Genomic DNA, 21,391 nt, shown 5'->3' on the forward strand with positions numbered 1-21,391 from the left:
CGCCGCCCTTCGTTCCCGGTCAGCGAGAACTTCAGAAATCGATCGACCCCGACACCACCAGGGTGCGCGGCGCGCCGGCCACCAGGTAGCCATAGTTCGGGTAACCGCCGCTCGATGCCCAGTAATTGCGGTCGGTGACGTTGTCGATACGCGCGCGCAGGGTCACGTCGCGGTCCATCAGGCGCGTGTTCCAGGTGGCGCCGATGTCCAGGCGGGCCCATGACGGCACCTTCTGGGTGTTGGCGACGTCCGCGTACTGGGTCGAGGTGTAGACCGCGCGCGCGTTCAGCGACAGGCCCGGCACGTTCGGCACGTCCCAGTCGGCGCCGAGGTTCACCTGGATTTCCGGCACGCCGATCGCCTCGAAGCCCTCGGTGGCGCCGGTCAAGGTATCGCGTTGCTCGGTGTCGAGCAGGGTGGCCCCGCCCAGCAGGCGCAGGCCCTTGGCCGGCATGCCGAACACCGACAGCTCGACACCGCGGTTGCGCTGTTCGCCGAAGGTGCCGAAGGTGTTGTTCAGGATGTAGGCCTGGGGCTGGCCGGTGGTGAACAGGGCGATGCTGCCGCCCAGCTTGCCGCCGTCGACCTTGACGCCGATTTCCTTCTGGCGCGAGACGTAAGGCGCGAGCGGCACGCCTTCGTTGCTCAGCGGCGGGCCGAAGCCGCCGCTCGAGGCCGAGCCGCCCTGCTGCAGGGCCTCGATATAGTTCGCGTACAGCGACACCCCTTTCGCCGGCTTGTAGACCAGGCCCGCCACCGGCGTGTTCGCGCTCTTCTCATAGCGCGTGCTCTCGGCACCCGTCACGTAGTCGTAGCCGTAGTCCTTCAGGCGCTGGTGGCGCAGGCCCACCGTCAGCAGCACGGTATCGTCGGCAAACGACAGGGTGTCGGCGATCGCCGCGCTCGACAGGATGCTCTTGCGGGTCAAGAGCGGGTCGAACATGTTCCCGCCCGGCCAGAAGCCGGTCGGCGGCGCCGCCACGTTGACCGGGCGGTAGATGTTGGTCGACCAGCCCGCGAAGTCGCCCATCGCATAGGCGTTCTTCGACTCCGAGTGGAAGCCCGAGACGGTGGCCGACAGCCCATGCTTGACCGGTCTGGTGCGCAGTTCGGTGCGCGCGCCGATCTCGCCGGTCTTCACCTCGTCCTCGCGCACGTTGTCGAAGCGGGTCATGGTGGCGCTGCCGTCGAGGGCCGTGACAGTGGCCGAGGCAAGGATATTGGACTCGTCGCCCTTGCGCATGCCCAGCGCGGCCCAGGCCACGCTGTCCGCGCCCAGGTCGACCTCGGCGCGCAGGGTGCCGAAGACGTCGCGCTCCTTCGATTCGGTCCAGGGCTGGGCCCAGTTGGTATCGGCATCCGGCGCGGCCACGATCGGCAGGCCGGCGGCCACGGTCACGCTGGGGCGCGCGTTGTCCAGCTTGTGGTTCTGGTAGCCGACGTCGGCCGAAACGCGGTAGCCGTCGCCGCGCCAGTCGGCGCCGACCGAGAACACGCTCAGCTCGCGCTCCTCGCGGTCGATCGCCGTCTCGCCGTCGCGGCGCACGGCGTTCACGCGGATGCCGCCGCGGTTGTCGGGACCGAAGCGGCGCGCGATGTCGGCCGCCGCATAGCCCTGGCCGCCGGCTTCGACACCGAGCGTGAGCTGGTTCAGCGGCGCGTTCGGCGCGCGCTTGGGCAGCAGGTTGATCATGCCGCCGATGCCGCCGCCGCCCGGCGCCGCGCCGTTCACGAAGCTGTTCGCGCCGCGGAAGACCTCCACGCGTTCCAGCAGTTCGGAGGCGACGAACTGGCGCGGCAGCAGGCCGTACAGGCCGTTGTAGGCCAGGTCGTCCGAGTTCACGGCGAAGCCGCGGATCACGTAGAGCTCCTGGTAGTTGCCGAAGCCGCGGGCGACGCGCACCGAGGGGTCGTTCTGCACCACGTCGGCCACGCTGCGCGCCTGCTGGTCCTGGATCAGCGCGTGGGTGTAGTTGGTGGTGTTGAAGGGCGCGTCCATGATGTCGACGTTGCCCAGCAGGCCAAGGCGGCCGCCGCGGGCGACCTGGCCGCCGGCGTAGTCTTTCGGCAGGCCCTGGCTTGATGCGTCGGCCGAGGCGGTCACGACTACGGTCTGGATGGGCTGGTCGTTCGCAGCCGCTTCAACGGGCGCCTGGGCCTGGGTTTGTGCATGTGCATGGCCGGCAAGGAGGAGGGCGGCGCCGAAGGCGAGGGGAGTGAGGCGGAAAGTCGGCTGTTTCATGTGCGGCGGTCTTGTTGTTAAATGAGAACTGTTCTCATTATTATGCGCGCAAAGCTTGCGGCTGTAAATGAGAACTATTATTATCTACGGCTCTCTGTCCGTCCCGAACCACAATGTCCAATCAATTCCTGCGCCGCTGGAGCTGGATCCACAAGTGGAGCAGCCTGGTCTGCACCGTCTTCATGCTCCTGCTGTGCCTCACCGGCCTGCCCCTGATCTACCACCACGAGATCGGCCACCTGCTGGGCAACGACGTCGAGGCGCCGGCCCTGGCGCCCGAGCTCGCAGCCAATCCGCCGCGCGCGAATCTGGACGACGTGATCGCCGCCGGCAAGGCCCTGTACCCGGGCAAGATCATGATGTACATGTCGCAGGAAATCGACGAGCCGGCGATCTGGAACGTGACCCTGGGCGACCACCCGAACGACGAACACTACAAGCCGATCGCGGTCGACGCGCGTACCGCGAAAGTCATCACCGAGCCGGCCTTCGAGGGCGGCGCCTTCATGTCGACCATGCTGCGCCTGCACGTCGACCTGTTCGCCGGCCTGCCGGGCATGCTCTTCCTCGGCTGCATGGGCCTGCTGCTGATCGTGGCCATCGTCAGCGGCGTGGTGCTGTACGCGCCCTTCATGCGCAAGCTCGAGTTCGGCACGGTGCGCGAGGGCCGCACCAAACGGCTGAAATGGCTGGACCTGCACAACCTGCTCGGCATCGTGACCCTGGTGTGGGCGCTGGTGGTGGGCGCGACCGGCGTGGTCAATACCCTGGCCGACGTCCTGTTGAAGTACTGGCAGGCCACCGAGATCGCCGCCATGCTCGAGCCCTACAGGAACGCGAAACCGCCTGTGCACATGGCGTCGATGGACGCCGCCGTGAAAACGGCGATGGCCGCGGAACCGGGCATGCAGGTCGCCTTCATCGCCTTCCCCGGCACGCCCTTCGCCAGCCCGCACCACTACGGCGTGTTCATGCGCGGCGACCAGGCCTTCTCTTCGCGCCTGTACAAGCCGGTGCTGATCGACGCCGAGACCGGCGTCATCACCGACCACCGCGACCTGCCCTGGTACCTGACTGCGCTGCTGGTCTCGCAGCCGCTGCACTTCGGCGACTATGGCGGCGCCTGGATGAAGTTCCTGTGGGCCATGCTCGACCTGGCGACCATCGTGGTCCTCGGCAGCGGCCTCTACCTGTGGGCGAAGCGCGGCCGCAGCGCGAAAGCGGGCGCCAAGCCCACCCAGGACCTGACCCCCGCCGCCCAGCCCGCCCAACCCGCGCTCGCGCGCACTGGAGAATCCCGATGAACGGACGTTTCATGGCGGTGTGGGGCATGCCCATCCTGCTCGGCATCCTCACCACGATCGGCCTGGTCAGCGCCTTGTTCGGCGACGGCGTCTGGGACGCGGTATCGGCCCTGACGCTGGGCGCGCCGGTGGCGGTGGGCGCCTGGTACAGCCTGCGGCGCAAGAAGCACGGCTGAGGGGCTGCAGGCTCGACGGGGGCCGCCGGCGCCGCTGCCTCAGAGCTCCAGTTCGCCGGTGGGGTTGTCGCCGCACTGCTTCGGCAACAGGCGTGCGGGAACCTCGCCATGCCGGCAGCGCCAGCTCACCTTGCCGTCGGCCCCGGTCGTGGGCCTTAAATAGAAGCCCTTGCCACGCAGGGAAGCGGCGCTCACCATCACCTTCAGTTGCCCGCTGCCAGGATCGATGGCCAGGTGCTCGATGCTGGCCGGGAGCGGCTCGCTGAACCCGGCTTCGCCCAGGCTGCGGGGCAGGGACCCGTTCGATTCGATATGGCGCCCGATAGCCTGCGCGGCCTTGTTGGCATGCGCGAGCGCGGTTTCCAGTTCCTGCCTGAGCTGCCTGTCCTGGTGGATCGGAAGCGCGACCGCCGCCACGAGACCGGCCAGGGCCAGGCCCACGACTGTGCCCGCCACGCTCCATCGCCGCTGCACCCGGTTGAAGTGCGCCACGCTGTCCCAGCGCCTGTTCCGCCACGCCCATCGCCTGCCGTTCATGCCGAGCACGACACGCACGACCAGGCCGACGCCCGGGATCAGGCCGAGCAGGCCCCACCAGGTCCGGTTTCCGATTGCCCAGATCCAGCTGAGAAGGAACGCGCCCCAGGACCAGCCGGCGACGCCTTCGGGCAGCGGATGCCGCTTGCCCTGGCCGGAAGTGTTGGTCCCGGCATCGGGCGACGCCTCGGGTGTGGGTGCTGCGCTTGGCAGGTCGAGATTGTCTGGCATGGCTTACTGTTGCTATTTTGAGAAGTTTTGTAAAAGGGCATGAAATCCTGCTCATGCGGGCGGTTTCCTGCGTTATAGTCATCGTGTCGGCGAATCGCATGTCTGCCCGCGGCTGCAGCGCACCGTGCTCGACGATGCGGTTCCATATGTGCCCCTCTTTGCCTGCCCTGGTGTCAAGCATGAAATCAGCGCTCCACGCATGGATACAGCCCGGCTCGATAAGGACGCGCCCACGGACGGCGCGGGGTGCAGGCTGTTTCTTCAGTCTCGCGATCCTGGCATTGTCGGCCTGCCCGCCATCGGCGCAGGCGCAAGCCCAAGCGCAGGCCCAGGCCGCAGACGCGAACTGGGCAGCATTGCAGCAGACTTACTTTCCCGGCAAACAATTGGAGTCCGCCGCTTTCGTGCGCCTGACCGCACCGGCGCGCGCGCCCAGCGGCGAACAGGTGCCATTCGCCTTCAGCATCGATCATCCGATGACTGACAAGCAGTACATCAAGTCGGTGACCCTGATCGTCGACGAGAACCCGGTGCCGCTGACGGCGGTCTTCCACTTTACCCCCGAAAGCGGCAAGGCGGAGATCGCGACCAGGATCCGCTTTGAAATCGATTCCCCCGTGCATGTCGTGGCCGAAGCGAGCGACGGCAGATTCTACGTGAATTCGACTGTCGTGCGGGCAGCCGGCGGTTGCGGCGGTCCGGCGACAGGCGACAACGCGGCGGCAATGGCGGCGGCCGGGAAAATGAAGATGGCGCTCGACGGGCCATTCAGGCCTGGCAGCGTCAACAAGGCCAGGCTCCTGATCAAGCACCCGATGTACACCGGCCTGCAGCGCGACCTGGCAACGAATGGATTCCGGCCGGCCTTTTTCATCAACAAGATAGAGGTCAGCTACAACGGCAAGCCGGTGATGAAGGCCGACACCTATATCGGCATCAGCGAAGACCCGTCCATCCAGTTCAGCTTCCTCGCCCGCCAACCCGGCGCCCTGCAGGTCTCCATCCGCGACAACGAAGGCGGGAGCTTCCGCCATGCGCTGGACATCGGAGAATAGATGCGTGGAAAATAGATGCGTGGAGGCTGGATGCGGCGCCTGATCCTTGCGGCCTGCTTGCTGGCATGCGCCTGCGCGCACCTGGGCGCGGCGCCGCTGCAGGTAAGCCAGGTCGCGCCGGGCGTCTACGTGCACATCGGGCAGCACAAGGATTTCGGGGAGGGCTACGACGGCGACATCGCCAACATCGGCTTCGTGGTCGGCCTTGATGCTGTCGCGGTCATCGACACCGGCGGCTCGTATGCCGTCGGCAAAGCCTTGCGCGAAGCGGTACGGCAAGTGACCCGGCTGCCGATCCGCTATGTGATCAATACCCATGTGCATCCGGATCACGTGTTCGGCAACGCCGCCTTCGTCGATGCCGATGCGACCGGATCCGGGCCGGCGCCGCGCCTCGTCGGCCACGCCAGGCTGCCCCAGGCAATGCGCGCGCGCAGCGACACCTATTTGCGCAACCTGAACAGGGAACTGGGCGAGCAGGCCGGGAAAAGCAGGCTGGTCGCCCCGGACGAGACCGTGAAACAGCGCCTGATCCTCGACCTGGGTGGGCGCAAGCTGGAATTGACCGCCTGGCCGGACGCGCACACGAACAACGACCTGACCGTCTTCGACGTCAGGAGCGGCACGCTGTGGACCGGCGATCTGCTCTTCATCGAGCGCACGCCTTCCATCGATGGGGACCTCGCGGGCTGGCTGCGCGCCACGGAGGCATTGGCCGGGCAGGCCGCCGTCAACACGATTCCCGGCCACGGTCCTGTCGTCCGCGACAAGAACCGCGCCCTGGCCCGGCAGCGCGACTACCTGAGTGCCTTGCTGCGGGATGTCAGGGCGAGCATCCGCGGCGGCGGCGGCATGCAGGAGGCGATGGACACGGCGGCGGCTTCCGAGCGGGCGCACTGGCAGCTCTTCGATGCCGTCAACCGGCGCAACGTCAGCCTGATCTACCCGGCCCTGGAGTGGGAGTAGGTGATGGGAGTTGGTGATGAGGAGGCGTGATTTCCTTGGGCTGGCGCTGGCCGGGCAGGCAGGTTCCTCCATGGCCGCGGCTCTCGGCAAGGCCGGCCGTGCGCCGTCGGCCAGGATCGGGCGCGTCGTTGTCGTCGGCGCCGGCTTTGGCGGTGCGACCGCGGCCAAGTATGTGCGCATCCTGAGCGGCGGGCGCATCGACGTCACCCTGGTCGACCAGCACCCCGCGCTAGTTTCCTGCCCGGTCAGCAACCGCGTGCTGGCCGGCCAGAAAACGCTGGAGCAGCTTACCTTCGGCTACGACGCGCTCCGGCACGCCCATGGCGTCCGGTTCGTGCAGGGCCGCGTGACGGCGATCGACGCCGACAGGCGCCGCATCGTCGTGGCAGGACACAAGCTGCCGTACGACCGGCTGATCGTCGCTCCCGGCATCGATTTCATGTTCGATGCTTTCCCGCTGCTGGCCCGCGCACAGCAGCAGATTCCCCACGCCTGGAAAGCGGGGCCGCAAACGCGCAACCTGCGCCGGCAGCTCCTGGACATGCCCAACGGCGGCGTCTTCACGATTGCGATTCCGCCGCAGCCTTATCGTTGTCCGCCCGCGCCCTACGAGCGTGCCTGCCAGGTGGCGTTCTACCTGAAGACGCACAAGCCCCGCTCCAAGGTAGTGGTGCTCGACGCCAACCCCGTGATCACCTCGAAACGCATCCTGTTCGAGCGGGCCTGGCGCGAGCTGTATCCGGACATGATCGAGTACGTGCCGGGCAGCGAAGTGCAGCAGGTCGAGGTGGCGACGAAGACCGTCAGGACCGTGTTCGATACGGTCAGGTCCGATGTGCTGAACTTCATTCCGCCGCAGCGGGCAGGGCGGATCGCGCTCGATTGCGGCCTGGCCACCGCCGAAGGGCGCTGGTGCGAAGTCGACTTCCTCAGCTACGCATCGAAGCGCCTGCCCCGCGTGCACGTCATCGGCGATGCGATCGACGCCGGCCTGCCCAAGTCGGCGCACATGGCCAATGCCCAGGCGAAGATTTGCGCCCAGGCCGTGGTGGCCTTGATGCTGGGCGAAGCGCCGGACCCGGCGCCGGCCTTCGACAATACCTGCTACAGCTTCATCGACGACAGGCAGGCGATGCGCATCTCGACGCTGTACCGCTACGATCCGGTGAAGACGAGCATGGAGCCCGTGGCCGCGGGCATCCTGTCGGACCATCCGTCGGCGCAGGAAGGCGAGGATGCCGATGCCTGGGCACGGAGAATCTGGACCGACGCGCTTGCTTAGTGTTGTCGAAGGCTTAAACATCCTTAAAGAAACTCCCGGTATAAAGTCGACATCGACCACCCCGATCCACCTGCCTGGAGACTTGCATGAAGGACCTCATCCGCGCCAACAAGGGTTTCATCCTGTTCCTTTGCCTGTTCGGCGTGTTCCGCACGGCGGTCGCCGACTGGAACCCGATTCCGTCCTCGTCCATGCGGCCGAACCTGCTCGAGGGCGACGTGGTGTTCGTGAACCGCCTGGCCTATGACCTGAAGGTGCCGCTGACGAACAGCATCCTGGCGCACACGGGCGAGCCGCAGCGCGGCGACGTGGTCACCTTCGATTCCCCGCAGGACGGCACCCGCCTGATCAAGCGCCTGGTCGCGGTTCCCGGCGACGTGGTCGAGCTGCGCAACGAACGCCTCGTCATCAACGGCCAGGAGGCCCAGTGGGGACCGGTCGAGACCGTGGTCGAAGCGATCGGCGAGGCCCGGGTGCCGGCGCTGCGCGTGCGCGAGCAGATCGATGGCAAGACGCGCCAGGTCCAGTTCGTCCCGCAGATCCGGACCCCGATGCGCAACTTCGGGCCGGTGACGGTGCCCGCCGGCCAGTACCTGATGCTGGGCGATAACCGCGACAACAGCGCCGACTCGCGCTACATCGGCTTCGTTCCGCGCGACCACCTGATCGGCCGCGCCGAGCGCGTGCTGGTCTCGGCCGACACGCTCGGTAACTGGATGCCGCGCTTCGATCGCTTTGGGATGTCGCTGCGCGACTGAGCAGTCGCCGCGCGCAAGCGTCAGTGCCAGTCCTTGTCCGGCCGCATGTCCAGCCGGTAGGCGGCATCGATCACGTCCTGCAGTTCCACCGGGTCGCTGGTCGGGTCCTCGTCCACCCGGGTGACCCGGTTCAGTTCGTTTTGCCAGCGCCGCAATTCGTCGACATAGCTCTGGTGCGGCACCCGCGCCAGGTCGCCGTCCGCTTCGACCAGGTCGCAGATGCCGTTGTGGAGCCAGTCGCCGGTATGCCAGTCCGGCATGTCGACCGCCGGAAACAGGCAGATGCCCTGCAGGTCCATGCCGCGCCGTACCGCCGCCAGCGATTCGCCCATCACGTCGCGCAGCCAGCTGGCGCGGCCGTGGCCGAGCCCGCTTGTTTCGCCGATGATCATCGGCCGGCGGTAGCGTTCCCAGACCGTCGCGAGCATCTCGCACAGCGGTGCGATGCGCTCGTCGCCGGGCGGCAGCGCCGCATGCGGGCCATGCTCGCGGTATTCCATCTGCCCGAAGGAATAATTGTTCGCGCCGACGATGTCCAGGATCTCGGGCGATCCGCCGAGCTCGGGATGCGCCCGCCCGCCGATGATGTCCCAGGCAAGGAAGGTATCTTCCTCGGTTTCGTGGCGCGCGGCTTCGGCCTGGTCGGGACGGTCGCGCGGCGCCACCACGCGCACCAGCGGATCGATGTGCACCATGCGCGCCTGCGGATCGACTTCGCGGATCGCCTTCACGCCGGCGATCGCCGCCCGGCACAGCGCCACCCGCAGGCGCATCCTGTCCTCCCGGCTGCAACGGTAGGGCGCGGCCCAGCCCCATTCGCCGGCGCAGAACGAAAAGAAGGTGATCTCGTTGATCGGCGTGAAGAAATGCGGGCCGCGGACCTTCGGCAGCACGTACCCGGCGGCGGCGCGGCAGTAGGCGGCGAAGCGCCCCGCGAAGGCCTCCGAGAACGGATCGAGATCCTCGGGATAGCCGTAGTGGCAGAGATCCCAGATCGGGGTGATCCGCGACGCGTTCATGGCCTCGATGAAAGGGAGGATGGGGGCGAAGTCGTATTCTCCGCCCCGGTCCACGAGCGGCCACGGGATGCCCTCGCGCGCAACGGCAATACCCAGCTCGTTCAGGATCCGGTAGTCCTCGGCGGCGTGCCGGTCGTGTGCGGTTTCCGCGATCAGGTTGCGCCGCGCGCGGTCCTTCCACAGGAAGCTGGAGCATTCGAAACCCGACAGGAAGAAGGTCGGGAAGATACCGGGACGCTGCACCATGCGATTCTCCTCTGTCCAAGGGGGGGCTCGGGCTTGCCATGGCAGGATGATGCCGCACTCCCGGCATGGCGCGGCGCGAGCCTGGCGCCGGCCGAGGCGGCCCCCGATGTGTTGACGGAAATATCTGTACAATCGCGGGCCGTGCGCCGCCTGTCGCGGTGCACCACGTTTCCAGAAAGCCCCCCCGATGTACCGACTATTGACCGTCATCCTGGCCTGCCTCGGCATGGTCGGGGCGCTCGCGATCGACACCTACCTGCCGTCCATGCCCGCCATCGGGCGCGAGTTCGGCGTCGGCGCGGTCGCCGTCCAGCAGACGCTGAGCGTCTTCCTGTTCACCTTCGCCTTCATGATGCTGTTCTACGGCACGCTGTCCGATTCCTTCGGACGCCGCCGTGTGATCCTGGCCGCGCTCGTGCTCTACACCATCGCCTCGATCGGCGCGGCCTTTGCCCCGACCTTCGGCATGCTGCTGGCCTGCCGCGCGCTGCAGGGCCTGTCCGCCGGCGCCGGCTCGGTGATCGGCCAGGCCATCGTGCAGGACCGCCTCAAGGGCGCCGAAGCGCAGAAGATGATGTCGAACATCATGATGGTCTTCGGCCTGGCGCCGGCGATCGCGCCCATCCTGGGCGGCTGGCTGCATGTGCACTTCGGCTGGCGCGCGACCTTCGTCTTCCTGGCCGTGTTCGGCGCCTCGCTGATCCTGCTGTGCCTGAAAATGCTGCCCGAGAGCCTGCCTGTCGAGAAGCGCCAGCCCTTCCATCCGGGCACGATCGCGCGCAACTACGGCAAGGTGCTGCGCCATCCGCAATTCCTGCTGCTGTCGCTGTCGGTGGGCCTGGCCTTCGGCGGCCTCTCGCTCTACATCGGCTCGGCGGCCAACTTCGTGATGGAGATCCTCGGCCTGCCGGAGACGGCCTTCGCCTGGATGTTCATTCCCCTGATCGGCGGCATGGTGCTGGGCTCCGCCTGGGGCGGCAAGCGTGCTGCGAAGATCGCGCCGCTCAAGCTGAAATGGATCGGCTTCGGCACCATGGCGCTGGCGGTGGTGCTCAACATCGGCTACAACGCCGTGTTCCCGGCGGCGGTGCCCTGGGCCGTGATCCCGCTGGCGATCTATACCTTCGGCCTGGCGGTGGCGATGCCGGCGATCCAGATGACGGCGCTGTCGCTGTTCCCGGACAACCGCGGCCTGGCCTCGTCGATGCTGGGCTTCATCCAGATGATGTCGTTCGCGCTGGTGTCGGGGCTGGTGGCGCCGCTGCTGTTCGAGAGCGCCTTCCTGCTGGCTTGCGGGGTGGGGGTGGGGCTGGTGCTCAGTTTCCTGGCGTGGCGGGCGAGCAAGCTCGCCTGAGGCGATTTATTGCGGCTGATTTCAGGCCGCTTGAACGCGTGGACGGCAGAGCCGTCCACCCTACGTCCTGCTGCTTGCGTTACGGGGATGACCGCCGCTGACCCGTAGGGTGGACGGGTTCCCCGTCCACGCGTCGATAGGTGAAATGCGATCGGTCGCGACGATCGATCCTGCTGTGACCACGCCGGCCGCGGCACAACACATCAACGCCGATGCTGCTTCATCGCCGCATCCACCTCGCGCTTGGCGTCGCGGTCCTTCTCGGTGGCGCGCTTGTCGTGCTGCTTCTTACCCTTGGCAAGACCGATTTCGCACTTCACGCGGCCGCCCTTGAAATGCAGGTTCAGCGGCACGAGCGTATAGCCCGAGCGCTCGACCTTGCCGACCAGTTTGTCGATCTCGGCGCGGTGCAGCATCAGCTTGCGCGTGCGCAGGGCTTCCGGGTGGCTGAAGGCCGAGGCGGTGGTCAGGGCGCTGATGTGGGCGCCGAACAGGAACAGCTCGTTGCCGCGCACGACGACATAGGCTTCCTTGATCTGGACCCGGCCTTCGCGGATCGCCTTGACTTCCCAGCCTTCCAGCACGATGCCGGCCTCGTAGCGGTCCTCGATGAAGTAATCGAAAAATGCTTTCTTATTGTCAACAATGCTCATGAAATAGCGAAAATTCGCGGGTCGGTTAAACTACTGCTGTCGCGCTTGCAAAATGTAAAACGCGAGCGAAATGCAACTTATCCAACATCATAACAAACGGTTGACCAATGGCAGTAGTGCACAAATCAGTTTTCTTAGGCTATAGCGCCGAGCAGATGTTCGATCTGGTCGCGAAGGTGGAAGATTATCCGAAGTTCCTCCCGTGGTGCGGCGGCGTCAAGCTCATCGAGCGTACCGAGGACAAGCTGGTCGCGAGCCTGGCCATCAACTTCCACGGCGTGAAGCAGAGCTTCACCACCTCCAACCACAACCAGCGTCCGACGCAGATGAAGATGCACCTGGTCGACGGCCCCTTCAAGATGCTGGAGGGCACCTGGAACTTCAAGGCCCTGCGCGCCGACGCCTGCAAGATCGACTTCGACCTGCATTACGAGTTTTCCAGCGTGCTGCTGGCGCAGCTGGTGGGCCCGGTGTTCGGCATGATCGCCAACAGCATGGTCGATTCCTTCTGCAAGCGCGCCGAGGCGGTCTATGGGTGAGATGCGGGCCGAGTTGCAAGCTCAGGTGGGGGGCGAGATGCTCCAGGTCTACGTCTGCTATGCGACGCCGCAGCGCGAGTTCCTGCGCCCGATGCGCGTCGAGCCCGGCACGACCATCGGCCAGGCGATCGAGCAGAGCGGGGTGCTGGTCGAGTTTCCCGAGATCAGCCTGGTGACCCAGCCGGTCGGCATCTACGCGAAGAAGAAAACCCTCGACACCGTGCTGCGCGAGCGCGACCGCATCGAGATCTACCGGCCGCTGATCGCCGATCCCAAGGACTCGCGCCGCAAGCGCGCGGCGAAGAAGGAAGCGGCCGGCTCACGACCCGCCTGAGCCGCCCAGGACTTCCGCGCCCATGCCGGCTGCATAGCATGAGTATCACCCGATCTGGTGATATTTAGTTACAACTGTGCAACCAAGTGGCGACCAATAGGTTGTTTCTTGCTATCATGACGAACTTCCCCTGGGTCGAACACGGGCGTGCCTGACCGCTTTCCCGCGGCAGGGCCAGCATCGGATCGGGGGCCGGACTTCGCGCGGCCTTGCCGCTTTCCTTCCGCCGCTTGCCTGCCAGATGCTGAGTGCCCTGAGTCTCCTGTTGGTTACCACCGCCTTTTCGGTGGTCATGTTGCTGGTCCTGACTTCGCTCGCCGGCGGCAAGGTGGACGGAGTGCGCGAGTGGGAGCAGGCCAACGGGCTGGCGGTCCTTGCGCTGCTGCTGTTCGCTGCGCGCGGCGTGGTGCCGGATTTCCTCTCGATCGAAGCGGCCAACGGCATCTATCTGGTCACCGTGTCCCTGATGTACGCCGGCTTTCGCCGCCATCTCGGCCTGCCGGTGCCCCGCGGGCGCCTCGTGGCCGGCGGCCTGGCCGCGTTTACCGGCGTCGTCGTGTTTCACTCCCTGGTCGAGTCGCTGGCGATGCGCGTCGTGTCGGTGTCGATCTACCATGCGGCCGTCTGTTTCGCGATCTTCGCGACCGTGCCGGTATCGCAGGACGCGCGGCTGCGCTACCCCTTCGCCTTCACGCGCGGCGCTGCGCTGGTGCTCGGCCTCATCCACGCCGCGCGCGGCCTGTTCTATGCGGTAGACGCCTATGCGGCGGTGTCGCTGCTGGAACCGGCCGTGTACAACCTGATCTTCTTCGCCCTCGGCACGCTGGCGCTGCCGGCCCTGACGCTGGGGGCGGTGATGATGGCCAATGCCCGCGTGCTCTCCGAGACCGCCTACGCCGCCGACCACGACCACCTGACCGGCGCGCCCTCGCGCCGCGCCTTCTTTGCCTTCGCCGAACGCGAGCTCGCGCGCGCCCGGCGCCACGGCAGCGGCCTGGGCCTGCTGCTGTTCGACGTCGACCACTTCAAGCGCATCAACGACACCTACGGGCACGGGGTGGGCGACCAGGTGCTGCGCGACCTGGTCAGGCACACCCAGGACGTGGTGCGCAAGATCGATTACTGCGCCCGGATCGGCGGCGAGGAGTTTGCCGTGCTGCTGCCGGATGCCAGCCTCGATACGGCCCAGGCCGTGGCCGAACGCCTGCGCGCGACGCTCGACCGTGCCGTGCAGGTGGCGCCGTCGACGGTCGGCGTCGCCTACACCGTCAGTATCGGCGTGGCGATGCTGGAAGAGGGGGAGGGCTTCGCCAGCCTGATGGCGCGCGCCGACCAGGCCCTGTATGCCGCCAAGACGGGCGGCCGCAACCGGGTGGTGTGCACGCCGACGCTGCCGGCGGCGATACGCGCGTGCAGCGCCAGCGAGGCCTGAAGCGGCCTGAACGGACTGCGGGACCCGAGCCGGCCCGGCGGGTTACCGCCGGCGTCTCAGCGGCACTCGGCAGCCATTGCGCCGGCGCGGGCGCTGCGCTGGGCGCGCTCGGCGTCCGTCAGGTAGCGTTTTTGGCCATCCGGCCCGACTTCGGCCATCCGGATTCCCGAGTCGTACATCTGCCTGGCCTTGCGCACCTCCGCGCAGTGCTCGGCCTTGGCCGCCTCCAGGCGCGCCTGTTCCTGCGCCTTCAGCTCGGCTTCCTGGCTCTCCTTCTGGCGCTTGCGGAAATCCGCTTCGCGCTCGGCCAGCGTCGGCGGCCCTTTCGGTTTCGCGGCAGGCTGGTCCGCGGCCGGCGCCGGGGCAGCGCCCGCTGCCGGCAGCGCCGGTTTCGGGGCAGGGGTGGTGGCCGCCTGCAGCGAGATGGCCGGCAGGCCCGGCGCCTTGATGATGCGCGCCAGTGGCGTGCCTGGCGGTGGCGGCTGGTCCGAATAATGACGCGTCCCGTTCGGCGCGACCCAGACGAATTGCGCCTGGGCCAGGCCGGCAGTGAAGATCAGCGCCAGCGCGAGGGTGCGGCGCAAGGCAGGGGCGAGCAGGGTAGGCGTCTTCAAAGTATTTCCTTACGTAACTATTCTAGATTTCGCCATGATTCGCCGGCAGTGTCAATCGACGACGCTGAGGCCGGGACCATTTTTTCGGCGACGCGCGACGCAAACCACAGGTTTCTGTATAATTCGCTTTTGCGCCTATAGGAAAATGCTATGCGTCTACTCCAAAAAGCACTCACGTTCGATGATGTGCTGCTCGTCCCGGCCTACTCCAATATTCTTCCGGCCGACACTTCCCTCCGCACCAAGCTGACCCGGAATATCTCGCTGAATATCCCGCTGCTGTCCGCCGCGATGGATACCGTCACCGAAGCGCGCCTGGCGATTGCGATGGCCCAGGAAGGCGGCATCGGCATTGTCCACAAGAATTTGCGCCCGGCCGACCAGGCTAGAGAAGTAGCGCGTGTGAAGCGTTTCGAAGCCGGCGTGCTGCGCGACCCGATTACCGTCCCGCCGACGATGAAGATCCGCGACGTCATCGCCCTCCAGCACCAGCACGGCTTCTCGGGCTTCCCTGTCGTCGAGGGCAAGCAGGTGGTCGGCATCATCACCAACCGCGACCTGCGTTTCGAGGAAGACCTCGAGGCCGAGACCCGCACCAAGATGACCCCGCGCGAGAAGCTGGTCTACGTCAACGAGGAAGCGAACACCGAGGAAGCCAAGCGCCTGATGAACAAGCACCGCCTCGAGCGCGTGCTGGTGGTCAACGAAGCCTTCGAACTGCGCGGCCTGATCACCGTGAAGGACATCCTGAAGTCGCACGAGCACCCGTTCGCATCGAAAGACGCGCAGGGCAAGCTGATCGTCGGCGCGGCCGTCGGCGTGGGCGAGAAGGACAAGGAACGCGTGGAATTGCTGGTCAAGGCCGGCGTGGACGTGCTGGTGGTCGACACCGCCCACGGCCATTCGCAAGGCATCCTGGACCGCGTGAAATGGATCAAGGATAACTACCCGCACGTTGACGTCATCGGCGGCAACATCGCCACCGCCGCCGCAGCCAAGGCGCTGGTCGAGGCCGGCGCGGACGCGGTCAAGGTCGGCATCGGCCCGGGCTCGATCTGCACCACCCGTATCGTCGCCGGCGTCGGCGTGCCGCAGATCACCGCGATCTCGAACGTGGCCGAAGCCCTGGCCGGCACCGGCGTGCCCTGCATCGCCGACGGCGGCATCCGCTTCTCGGGCGACATCTCCAAGGCCCTCGCGGCAGGCGCATCGACCGTCATGATGGGTTCGATGTTCGCCGGCACCGAGGAAGCGCCGGGCGAAGTCATCCTCTACCAGGGCCGCAGCTACAAGTCCTACCGCGGCATGGGCTCCCTGGGCGCGATGGCCGAAGGCTCGGCCGACCGCTACTTCCAGGACGTCACCGCCAAGGCCGACAAGTTCGTGCCGGAAGGTATCGAAGGCCGCGTCGCCTACAAGGGCAGCGTGCTGGCGATCATCTACCAACTGGTCGGCGGCGTACGCCAGTCGATGGGCTACTGCGGCTGCGCGACGATCGACGAACTGCGCGAAAAAGCGGAATTCGTCGAGATCACCTCCGCGGGCATGCGCGAGTCGCACGTCCACGACGTCCAGATCACCAAGGAAGCGCCGAACTACCGTTCGGAATAAGCAGGCGGCCGGAAACGGCCGCTTTTGGTATTGGCTGCCGCGTAGCGCGGCACCCGCTTTTGTAGGGTGGGCACCTGTGCCCACGCGGTCTCACGATATGATCGACCGCGACGCCGCAGGTAACCACCCGCCCGGATTACTTCTTTATATCGCACTCAATGCACAGCAAAATCCTCATCCTCGATTTCGGCTCCCAGGTCACCCAACTGATCGCCCGCCGCGTCCGCGACGCCGGCGTCTTCTCCGAAGTCTTCCCCTACGACATCGGCGACGACTTCGTGCGCAACTACGGCGCATCCGGCGTCATCCTGTCCGGCAGCCACAATTCCACCCTGGAAGGCGACTCCCCGCGCGCCCCGCAAGCCGTGTTCGAACTCGGCGTGCCGGTGCTGGGCATCTGCTACGGCATGCAGACCATGGCCGCCCAGCTCGGCGGCAAGGTCGAGAACGGTAAAGTCCGCGAATTCGGCTACGCCGAAGTGCGCGCCCGCGGCCATACGAAACTGCTGAACGGCATCAACGACTTCGTGACAAGCGAAGGCCACGGCATGCTGAAGGTCTGGATGAGCCACGGCGACAAGGTCCTGGAAATGCCGGAAGGCTTCAAGCTGATGGGCTCGACCGACTCCTGCCCGGTCGCCGCCATGGCCGACGAGGAACGCCGCTTCTATGCGCTGCAGTTCCACCCGGAAGTAACCCACACGACCCAGGGCGAAGCCATCATCGGCCGCTTCGTGCACGAGATCTGCGGCTGCAAGAGCGACTGGAACATGCCGGACTACATCGGCGAAGCCGTCGAGAAGATCCGCCAGCAGGTCGGCACCGATGAAGTCATCCTCGGCCTGTCCGGCGGCGTCGACTCGAGCGTGGCCGCAGCCCTGATCCACCGCGCCATCGGCGACCAACTGACCTGCGTGTTCGTCGACCACGGCCTGCTGCGCAAGGACGAGGGCAAGATGGTCATGGACATGTTCTCGAAGAACCTGGGCGTGAAAGTCATCCGCATCGACGCCGAAGCCCAGTTCCTCGGCCACCTGGCCGGCGTGACCGACCCCGAGCAGAAGCGCAAGATCATCGGCCGCGAATTCGTCGAAGTCTTCCAGCGGGAAGCCGGCAAGCTGACCAACGCGAAATGGCTGGCGCAGGGCACGATCTACCCGGACGTGATCGAATCGGCCGGCAAGGGCAAGAAGGGCCAGACCATCAAGAGCCACCACAACGTGGGCGGCCTGCCGGAAACCCTGAACCTGAAACTGCTCGAGCCGCTGCGCGAACTGTTCAAGGACGAAGTGCGCAAGCTCGGCGTCGCCCTCGGCCTGCCGCACAACATGGTCTACCGCCACCCGTTCCCGGGCCCTGGCCTGGGCGTGCGCATCCTCGGCGAAGTGAAGAAGGAATACGCCGACCTGCTGCGCGAAGCGGACGCCATCTTCATCGAAGAACTGCGCAACACCCCGTTCGAACTGCCGGCCGTGGCCGGGATCGATCCGGGCAAGGCGCCGGTGAACTGGTACGAGGCGACCAGCCAGGCGTTTGCCGTGTTCCTGCCGGTGAAATCGGTGGGCGTGATGGGCGACGGCCGTACCTACGAGTACGTCGTTGCGCTGCGCGCGGTGCAGACGCTGGACTTCATGACGGCGCAGTGGGCGCATTTGCCGCATTCGCTGCTGGGCAAGGTGTCGAACCGGATCATCAACGAGGTGCGTGGGTTGAACCGCGTTGTTTATGATATTTCGGGGAAGCCGCCGGCGACGATTGAGTGGGAGTAAATCCGGCCTGAGTAGCTCGTGATCCTCAAATTAATCCAAAAAAAGCCCCTCTTGCACAGGGGCTTTTTTTATACTTTCCCGATCCACAAGCGATCTGTAACGATAGCGAGATCGCCATTCGCTACGGCTGGCGAAAATCGACACTGGCTTATAAGCGAGCTAGCGGTTGCAGGATATCTGCAGCACATTTCCCGCGCTGCCGGCCGGCCAGCACACCGTCATGATAATGCCGGCGCACCCGATGCCGATCGTGATCGGGAATGAGCTGGCGATCTTCGGCGTGCGCCTGCTGTCGCGTGTACTGACCGAAGTCTACAAGAATGGCAGTGAGACCTGCCATTATCGCCGATCATTTTTGTGTATCTCCACAGGCTTGCCGGGAACGTCGCCGAAGCCCGCGGCCAGCGCCAGGAACGAGCGCGTTCGGAATCCGACTCAGTGACGAACTTGCAAATTGTGTTCGCCTACCGCACAAATGATTGACTATCGAACGTCGCATCGCTAAGCTGGCCCCAATCGAACGGCGATCAACAGCCGTGAATCCTCACATCCATTTGGCACACGCCACTGTGCGCATAGCGGAGACATGCATGCCTAAGCAAGAGCTCGACATCCACGGTTTCATCAACCGTCACCCCTTTTCCTCATTTCAATGGCGCGTCTTCACCCTCTGTTTTATCGTCGTCCTGCTCGATGGATTCGATACGGCGGCGATTGGCTTCATTGCTCCCTCCCTGATCAAGGAGTGGGGCGTGGACAAGCCATCCTTGGCGCCCGTGCTGAGCGCCGCCTTGTTCGGCCTGGCAGCGGGCGCCCTCATTGCGGGCCCGCTGGCCGACCGCTTGGGGCGCCGTCTGGTGCTGCTCGGTTCGGTGCTGATTTTCGGTACGGCCTGCGGTGCTTCCGCTTTTGCCTATTCGCTTGAGCAGTTGACGATACTGCGGTTCATCACCGGCATCGGCCTGGGAGCCGCCATGCCGAATGCGGTCACGCTCATGAGCGAATACTGTCCGGACGTACGCCGTTCGACCATTACCAATGCGATGTTCTGCGGATTCCCGCTGGGAGCTGCATTCGGTGGCTTCCTCGCGGCCTGGATGATTCCCGTGTGGGGTTGGCGCAGCGTCCTCATCCTGGGCGGCGTGGCGCCACTGGTCTTGCTCGTCTGCATGGCCTTCCTGCTGCCCGAATCGGTACGTCACATGGTGGCCAAGAAGATGTCGACGGCGCGCATCCGTGCGGTCCTGCAGCGTATCCATGCCTCGGCCGCGGAGGCAGGCAGCTTTGTCATGGGTGAACAAGGCGCCAAGTCGAGCGCCGGCGGCATCGGCATCCTGTTTTCCAAACCCTATCTGATGGGGACCCTGATGCTGTGGCTGGCCTACTTCATGGGCCTGGTCATCTTCTATGCGCTCATCAACTGGATGCCCGTGCTGTTCAAGGAAGCCGGACTGCCGGCGCAGACCGGCACCCTGATTTCCGCGCTGTTCCCGCTTGGTGGGGTTGGAGCCATCCTGCTCGGCTGGCTGATGGACCGGTACAACGCCAATCGCGTCATCGCGATCGGATTCGTACTCACGGCCTGCGCAGTGTTCGCCATCGGCCAGGTCGTCGGCAGCCTGGGATTGCTGACGGTAACCGTGTTCGTCGCGGGAGCCCTGATGAACACGGCGCAGTCTTCACTGCCCGCCTTGGCGGCCGCCTTCTATCCCACGCATGGCCGCGCAACCGGCGTCGCCTGGATGCTGGGCGTGGGGCGCTTCGGCGGCATTGCGGGCTCCCTGCTGGTCGCAGAACTGTCGCGTCGTGAGCTCGAATTCAGCCAGGTATTCATGGTATTGGCGGTAGCGGCCCTGGTGTCGGCAGCTGCGTTGCTGGTAAAACTCTTCGGCGAAGGGGGCAAGCCCTCGGCTGGGCTGGCACTTCGGTCGCAGGTGAGCGTCCACTGACAGCGCCAGGCTGATCGGATCCGGACGTTCGCCGTCGAGCGCGCTCGTCCGTTTCCGATCGGTGAGGCGAGCAGGCCGCTGCGGCCGACCATGCGAAACTGTTCGTCCTTGCAGCCCTTAATCAGGGACTACGCATTGGACCTCGTCGAACATCATGCCGTAGGGGCTGGGCACGCTCGCCTTCAGCTTTACTCAGCATTCCCTCCATCCGGCGAAGTCGACTGGCGCGACAAGGATCCACCCCGCATTTCCTGCTGAACCGACACCGACCGGACTGCCGCATGCGATACGCCCTGGCGCAGCACCGGCTGTGCCTGCCCGCCTACGCGCGAAATCGACGACCGTTTCGTCCCAAGCGCAAAGTCGCTGGGCCGGTTCAGCCCCGTGGCCACCACGGTCACCCGCATGGCGTCGCCCAGCGTCTCGTCGAAGACCGCGCCGAACTTGATGACGGCGTCTTCATTGGTCTGTGCGCAAATCGTGTTCATCACGAGCTTGGTTTCGCGCAGCTTCAGCGTTTCCTCGGATGCGGCGATGTTGACCAGCACCCCGCGAGCGGCGCGCAGGTTCGCGCCATCGAGCAGCGGACATGCGATGGCCTCCTCGGCCGCCTTGGCGGCGCGGTCGTCGCCGGCATGCTGGGCAGTGCCCATCATCGCCATGCCGGTCTGGCGCATGACCGTGCGGACGTCCTCGAAGTCGACGTTGATCATCCCCGGCACGGCGATGATGTCCGCGATGCCGGTCACCGCCTTGCTGAGCACCTCGTCGGCGGCGGCGAACGCCTTTTTCTGCGTGACATCGTCGCCCAGGACTTCCTCGAGGCGGCTGTTGAGGACAATGATGAGCGAGTCGACGCAGCGTGCCAGCGCGGCGATGCCTTCTTCGGCCACGCGCATGCGGCGCGGACCTTCGAATTCGAAGGGTTTCGACACGACACCGACGGTCAGGATCCCCAGCTCGCGCGCTACTTCGGCGACCACAGGGGCGGCGCCGGTGCCGGTGCCGCCGCCCATGCCGGCGGTGATGAACACCATGTCGGCGCCCTTGAGCGCGTCTGCGATGAGGGTGCGTTCACGGGTGGCGCTTTCGCGTCCGACCACCGGATCGCTGCCGGCGCCCAGGCCGCTCTCGCCAAGCTGGATGCGTTTTTCGGTATGCGTATTCGACAGGGCTTGCGCGTCCGTATTCGCGCAAATGAATTCGAAGGTCGACAGGCCGATCGATGCCATATGGTTGACGGCATTGCCGCCGGCACCGCCGACACCGATGATTTTGACGACCGTTTCCGGATGAGGAACTTTTGTTTCGGACAAGGAA

20 protein-coding genes are annotated in these 21,391 nt (G+C 65.8%); 14 read left to right on the forward strand and 6 right to left on the reverse strand.

The window, feature by feature from the left end; genetic code table 11:
- Nucleotides 1-31: 31 nt before the first annotated feature.
- Nucleotides 32-2,242, reverse strand: coding sequence for a TonB-dependent receptor (locus tag ACSUZJ_RS11475; RefSeq protein WP_499416183.1), 2,211 nt, complete (start codon nt 2,240-2,242; stop codon nt 32-34).
- A gap of 113 nt (nt 2,243-2,355) precedes the next feature.
- On the opposite strand from ACSUZJ_RS11475, the gene ACSUZJ_RS11480 reads away from it, so the two are divergent.
- Nucleotides 2,356-3,546, forward strand: a complete 1,191-nt coding sequence (locus ACSUZJ_RS11480) for a PepSY-associated TM helix domain-containing protein (protein ID WP_499416185.1) — start codon at nt 2,356-2,358, stop codon at nt 3,544-3,546.
- Nucleotides 3,543-3,722: a hypothetical protein gene (locus tag ACSUZJ_RS11485; RefSeq protein ID WP_499416187.1), complete on the forward strand. Its 180-nt coding sequence runs from the start codon at nt 3,543-3,545 to the stop codon at nt 3,720-3,722. Before ACSUZJ_RS11480 ends, ACSUZJ_RS11485 begins: the two co-directional genes overlap by 4 nt.
- A 39-nt stretch (nt 3,723-3,761) precedes the next feature.
- On the opposite strand, the gene ACSUZJ_RS11490 is transcribed toward ACSUZJ_RS11485, so the two are convergent.
- Nucleotides 3,762-4,490 (reverse strand): pilin, encoded by a 729-nt coding sequence (locus ACSUZJ_RS11490; protein WP_499416189.1) that lies wholly within the window; start codon nt 4,488-4,490, stop codon nt 3,762-3,764.
- A gap of 179 nt (nt 4,491-4,669) precedes the next feature.
- On the opposite strand from ACSUZJ_RS11490, the gene ACSUZJ_RS11495 reads away from it, so the two are divergent.
- From ACSUZJ_RS11495 to lepB, 4 genes are all read left to right on the forward strand, one after another.
- Complete coding sequence (locus tag ACSUZJ_RS11495; protein ID WP_499416191.1) at nt 4,670-5,545, forward strand: quinoprotein dehydrogenase-associated SoxYZ-like carrier; 876 nt, start codon at nt 4,670-4,672, stop codon at nt 5,543-5,545.
- A 15-nt stretch (nt 5,546-5,560) separates the two neighbouring features.
- Nucleotides 5,561-6,511 (forward strand): quinoprotein relay system zinc metallohydrolase 2, encoded by a 951-nt coding sequence (locus ACSUZJ_RS11500; protein WP_499416193.1) that lies wholly within the window; start codon nt 5,561-5,563, stop codon nt 6,509-6,511.
- A gap of 16 nt (nt 6,512-6,527) precedes the next feature.
- Nucleotides 6,528-7,793: an FCSD flavin-binding domain-containing protein gene (locus ACSUZJ_RS11505; RefSeq protein WP_499416195.1), complete on the forward strand. Its 1,266-nt coding sequence runs from the start codon at nt 6,528-6,530 to the stop codon at nt 7,791-7,793.
- 86 nt (nt 7,794-7,879) lie between these two features.
- Complete coding sequence (gene lepB, locus ACSUZJ_RS11510) at nt 7,880-8,551, forward strand: signal peptidase I (protein WP_499416197.1); 672 nt, start codon at nt 7,880-7,882, stop codon at nt 8,549-8,551.
- 20 nt (nt 8,552-8,571) lie between these two features.
- Here the strand turns inward: lepB and ACSUZJ_RS11515 are convergent, their stop codons facing one another.
- Nucleotides 8,572-9,816: a glycoside hydrolase family 1 protein gene (locus ACSUZJ_RS11515; RefSeq protein WP_499416199.1), complete on the reverse strand. Its 1,245-nt coding sequence runs from the start codon at nt 9,814-9,816 to the stop codon at nt 8,572-8,574.
- 187 nt (nt 9,817-10,003) lie between these two features.
- Here ACSUZJ_RS11515 and ACSUZJ_RS11520 point away from each other — a divergent pair, with 187 nt between their 5' ends.
- The gene (locus ACSUZJ_RS11520) at nt 10,004-11,170 is read left to right on the forward strand and encodes a multidrug effflux MFS transporter (RefSeq protein ID WP_499416201.1); all 1,167 of its coding nucleotides are present in this window, start codon (nt 10,004-10,006) and stop codon (nt 11,168-11,170) included.
- A 203-nt stretch (nt 11,171-11,373) separates the two neighbouring features.
- Here ACSUZJ_RS11520 and smpB read toward each other — a convergent pair whose 3' ends face one another.
- Nucleotides 11,374-11,823, reverse strand: a complete 450-nt coding sequence (gene smpB, locus ACSUZJ_RS11525) for an SsrA-binding protein SmpB (RefSeq protein WP_499416203.1) — start codon at nt 11,821-11,823, stop codon at nt 11,374-11,376.
- 107 nt (nt 11,824-11,930) lie between these two features.
- Here smpB and ACSUZJ_RS11530 point away from each other — a divergent pair, with 107 nt between their 5' ends.
- From ACSUZJ_RS11530 to ACSUZJ_RS11540, 3 genes are all read left to right on the forward strand, one after another.
- Nucleotides 11,931-12,362, forward strand: a complete 432-nt coding sequence (locus tag ACSUZJ_RS11530) for a type II toxin-antitoxin system RatA family toxin (RefSeq protein WP_499416205.1) — start codon at nt 11,931-11,933, stop codon at nt 12,360-12,362.
- Entirely contained in the window at nt 12,355-12,696 is a 342-nt protein-coding gene (locus ACSUZJ_RS11535; RefSeq protein ID WP_499416207.1) for an RnfH family protein, read from the forward strand. Before ACSUZJ_RS11530 ends, ACSUZJ_RS11535 begins: the two co-directional genes overlap by 8 nt.
- Nucleotides 12,697-12,961: 265 nt before the next feature.
- Complete coding sequence (locus ACSUZJ_RS11540; protein WP_499416209.1) at nt 12,962-14,128, forward strand: GGDEF domain-containing protein; 1,167 nt, start codon at nt 12,962-12,964, stop codon at nt 14,126-14,128.
- Between the two features lie 56 nt (nt 14,129-14,184).
- On the opposite strand, the gene ACSUZJ_RS11545 is transcribed toward ACSUZJ_RS11540, so the two are convergent.
- Nucleotides 14,185-14,742: a DUF4124 domain-containing protein gene (locus ACSUZJ_RS11545; protein ID WP_499416211.1), complete on the reverse strand. Its 558-nt coding sequence runs from the start codon at nt 14,740-14,742 to the stop codon at nt 14,185-14,187.
- Nucleotides 14,743-14,892: 150 nt separating this feature from the next.
- Between ACSUZJ_RS11545 and guaB the strand changes: the two genes are divergently transcribed.
- The 4 genes from guaB to ACSUZJ_RS11565 all read left to right on the forward strand — a co-directional run bounded on the left by guaB (nt 14,893) and on the right by ACSUZJ_RS11565 (nt 20,071).
- The gene (gene guaB / locus ACSUZJ_RS11550) at nt 14,893-16,353 is read left to right on the forward strand and encodes an IMP dehydrogenase (RefSeq protein ID WP_499416213.1); all 1,461 of its coding nucleotides are present in this window, start codon (nt 14,893-14,895) and stop codon (nt 16,351-16,353) included.
- A gap of 158 nt (nt 16,354-16,511) precedes the next feature.
- Nucleotides 16,512-18,122, forward strand: coding sequence for a glutamine-hydrolyzing GMP synthase (gene guaA / locus ACSUZJ_RS11555; protein WP_499416215.1), 1,611 nt, complete (start codon nt 16,512-16,514; stop codon nt 18,120-18,122).
- 241 nt (nt 18,123-18,363) lie between these two features.
- A complete protein-coding gene (locus ACSUZJ_RS11560) occupies nt 18,364-18,564 on the forward strand; it encodes a hypothetical protein (RefSeq protein WP_499416217.1) in 201 nt (66 codons plus the stop codon).
- 148 nt (nt 18,565-18,712) lie between these two features.
- The gene (locus tag ACSUZJ_RS11565; protein WP_499416219.1) at nt 18,713-20,071 is read left to right on the forward strand and encodes an MFS transporter; all 1,359 of its coding nucleotides are present in this window, start codon (nt 18,713-18,715) and stop codon (nt 20,069-20,071) included.
- Nucleotides 20,072-20,259: 188 nt separating this feature from the next.
- Here ACSUZJ_RS11565 and ftsZ read toward each other — a convergent pair whose 3' ends face one another.
- The gene (ftsZ, locus tag ACSUZJ_RS11570; RefSeq protein WP_499416221.1) at nt 20,260-21,387 is read right to left on the reverse strand and encodes a cell division protein FtsZ; all 1,128 of its coding nucleotides are present in this window, start codon (nt 21,385-21,387) and stop codon (nt 20,260-20,262) included.
- Between the last annotated feature and the right edge of the window lie 4 nt (nt 21,388-21,391).

It is taken from the genome of Telluria sp. B2, from assembly GCF_051789535.1.
Lineage (GTDB): Bacteria > Pseudomonadota > Gammaproteobacteria > Burkholderiales > Burkholderiaceae_D > Telluria.

Excerpts from the sequence above, each read along its gene's own strand:
- ACSUZJ_RS11475 (WP_499416183.1), bottom strand. The coding sequence starts at position 2,242 with ATGAAACAGCCGACTTTCCGCCTCACTCCCCTCGCCTTCGGCGCCGCC.
- ACSUZJ_RS11480 (WP_499416185.1), top strand. The coding sequence starts at position 2,356 with ATGTCCAATCAATTCCTGCGCCGCTGGAGCTGGATCCACAAGTGGAGC.
- ACSUZJ_RS11485 (WP_499416187.1), top strand. The coding sequence starts at position 3,543 with ATGAACGGACGTTTCATGGCGGTGTGGGGCATGCCCATCCTGCTCGGC.
- ACSUZJ_RS11490 (WP_499416189.1), bottom strand. The coding sequence starts at position 4,490 with ATGCCAGACAATCTCGACCTGCCAAGCGCAGCACCCACACCCGAGGCG.
- ACSUZJ_RS11495 (WP_499416191.1), top strand. The coding sequence starts at position 4,670 with ATGAAATCAGCGCTCCACGCATGGATACAGCCCGGCTCGATAAGGACG.
- ACSUZJ_RS11500 (WP_499416193.1), top strand. The coding sequence starts at position 5,561 with ATGCGTGGAGGCTGGATGCGGCGCCTGATCCTTGCGGCCTGCTTGCTG.
- ACSUZJ_RS11505 (WP_499416195.1), top strand. The coding sequence starts at position 6,528 with ATGAGGAGGCGTGATTTCCTTGGGCTGGCGCTGGCCGGGCAGGCAGGT.
- lepB (WP_499416197.1), top strand. The coding sequence starts at position 7,880 with ATGAAGGACCTCATCCGCGCCAACAAGGGTTTCATCCTGTTCCTTTGC.
- ACSUZJ_RS11515 (WP_499416199.1), bottom strand. The coding sequence starts at position 9,816 with ATGGTGCAGCGTCCCGGTATCTTCCCGACCTTCTTCCTGTCGGGTTTC.
- ACSUZJ_RS11520 (WP_499416201.1), top strand. The coding sequence starts at position 10,004 with ATGTACCGACTATTGACCGTCATCCTGGCCTGCCTCGGCATGGTCGGG.
- smpB (WP_499416203.1), bottom strand. The coding sequence starts at position 11,823 with ATGAGCATTGTTGACAATAAGAAAGCATTTTTCGATTACTTCATCGAG.
- ACSUZJ_RS11530 (WP_499416205.1), top strand. The coding sequence starts at position 11,931 with ATGGCAGTAGTGCACAAATCAGTTTTCTTAGGCTATAGCGCCGAGCAG.
- ACSUZJ_RS11535 (WP_499416207.1), top strand. The coding sequence starts at position 12,355 with ATGGGTGAGATGCGGGCCGAGTTGCAAGCTCAGGTGGGGGGCGAGATG.
- guaB (WP_499416213.1), top strand. The coding sequence starts at position 14,893 with ATGCGTCTACTCCAAAAAGCACTCACGTTCGATGATGTGCTGCTCGTC.
- guaA (WP_499416215.1), top strand. The coding sequence starts at position 16,512 with ATGCACAGCAAAATCCTCATCCTCGATTTCGGCTCCCAGGTCACCCAA.
- ACSUZJ_RS11560 (WP_499416217.1), top strand. The coding sequence starts at position 18,364 with ATGCCGATCGTGATCGGGAATGAGCTGGCGATCTTCGGCGTGCGCCTG.
- ACSUZJ_RS11565 (WP_499416219.1), top strand. The coding sequence starts at position 18,713 with ATGCCTAAGCAAGAGCTCGACATCCACGGTTTCATCAACCGTCACCCC.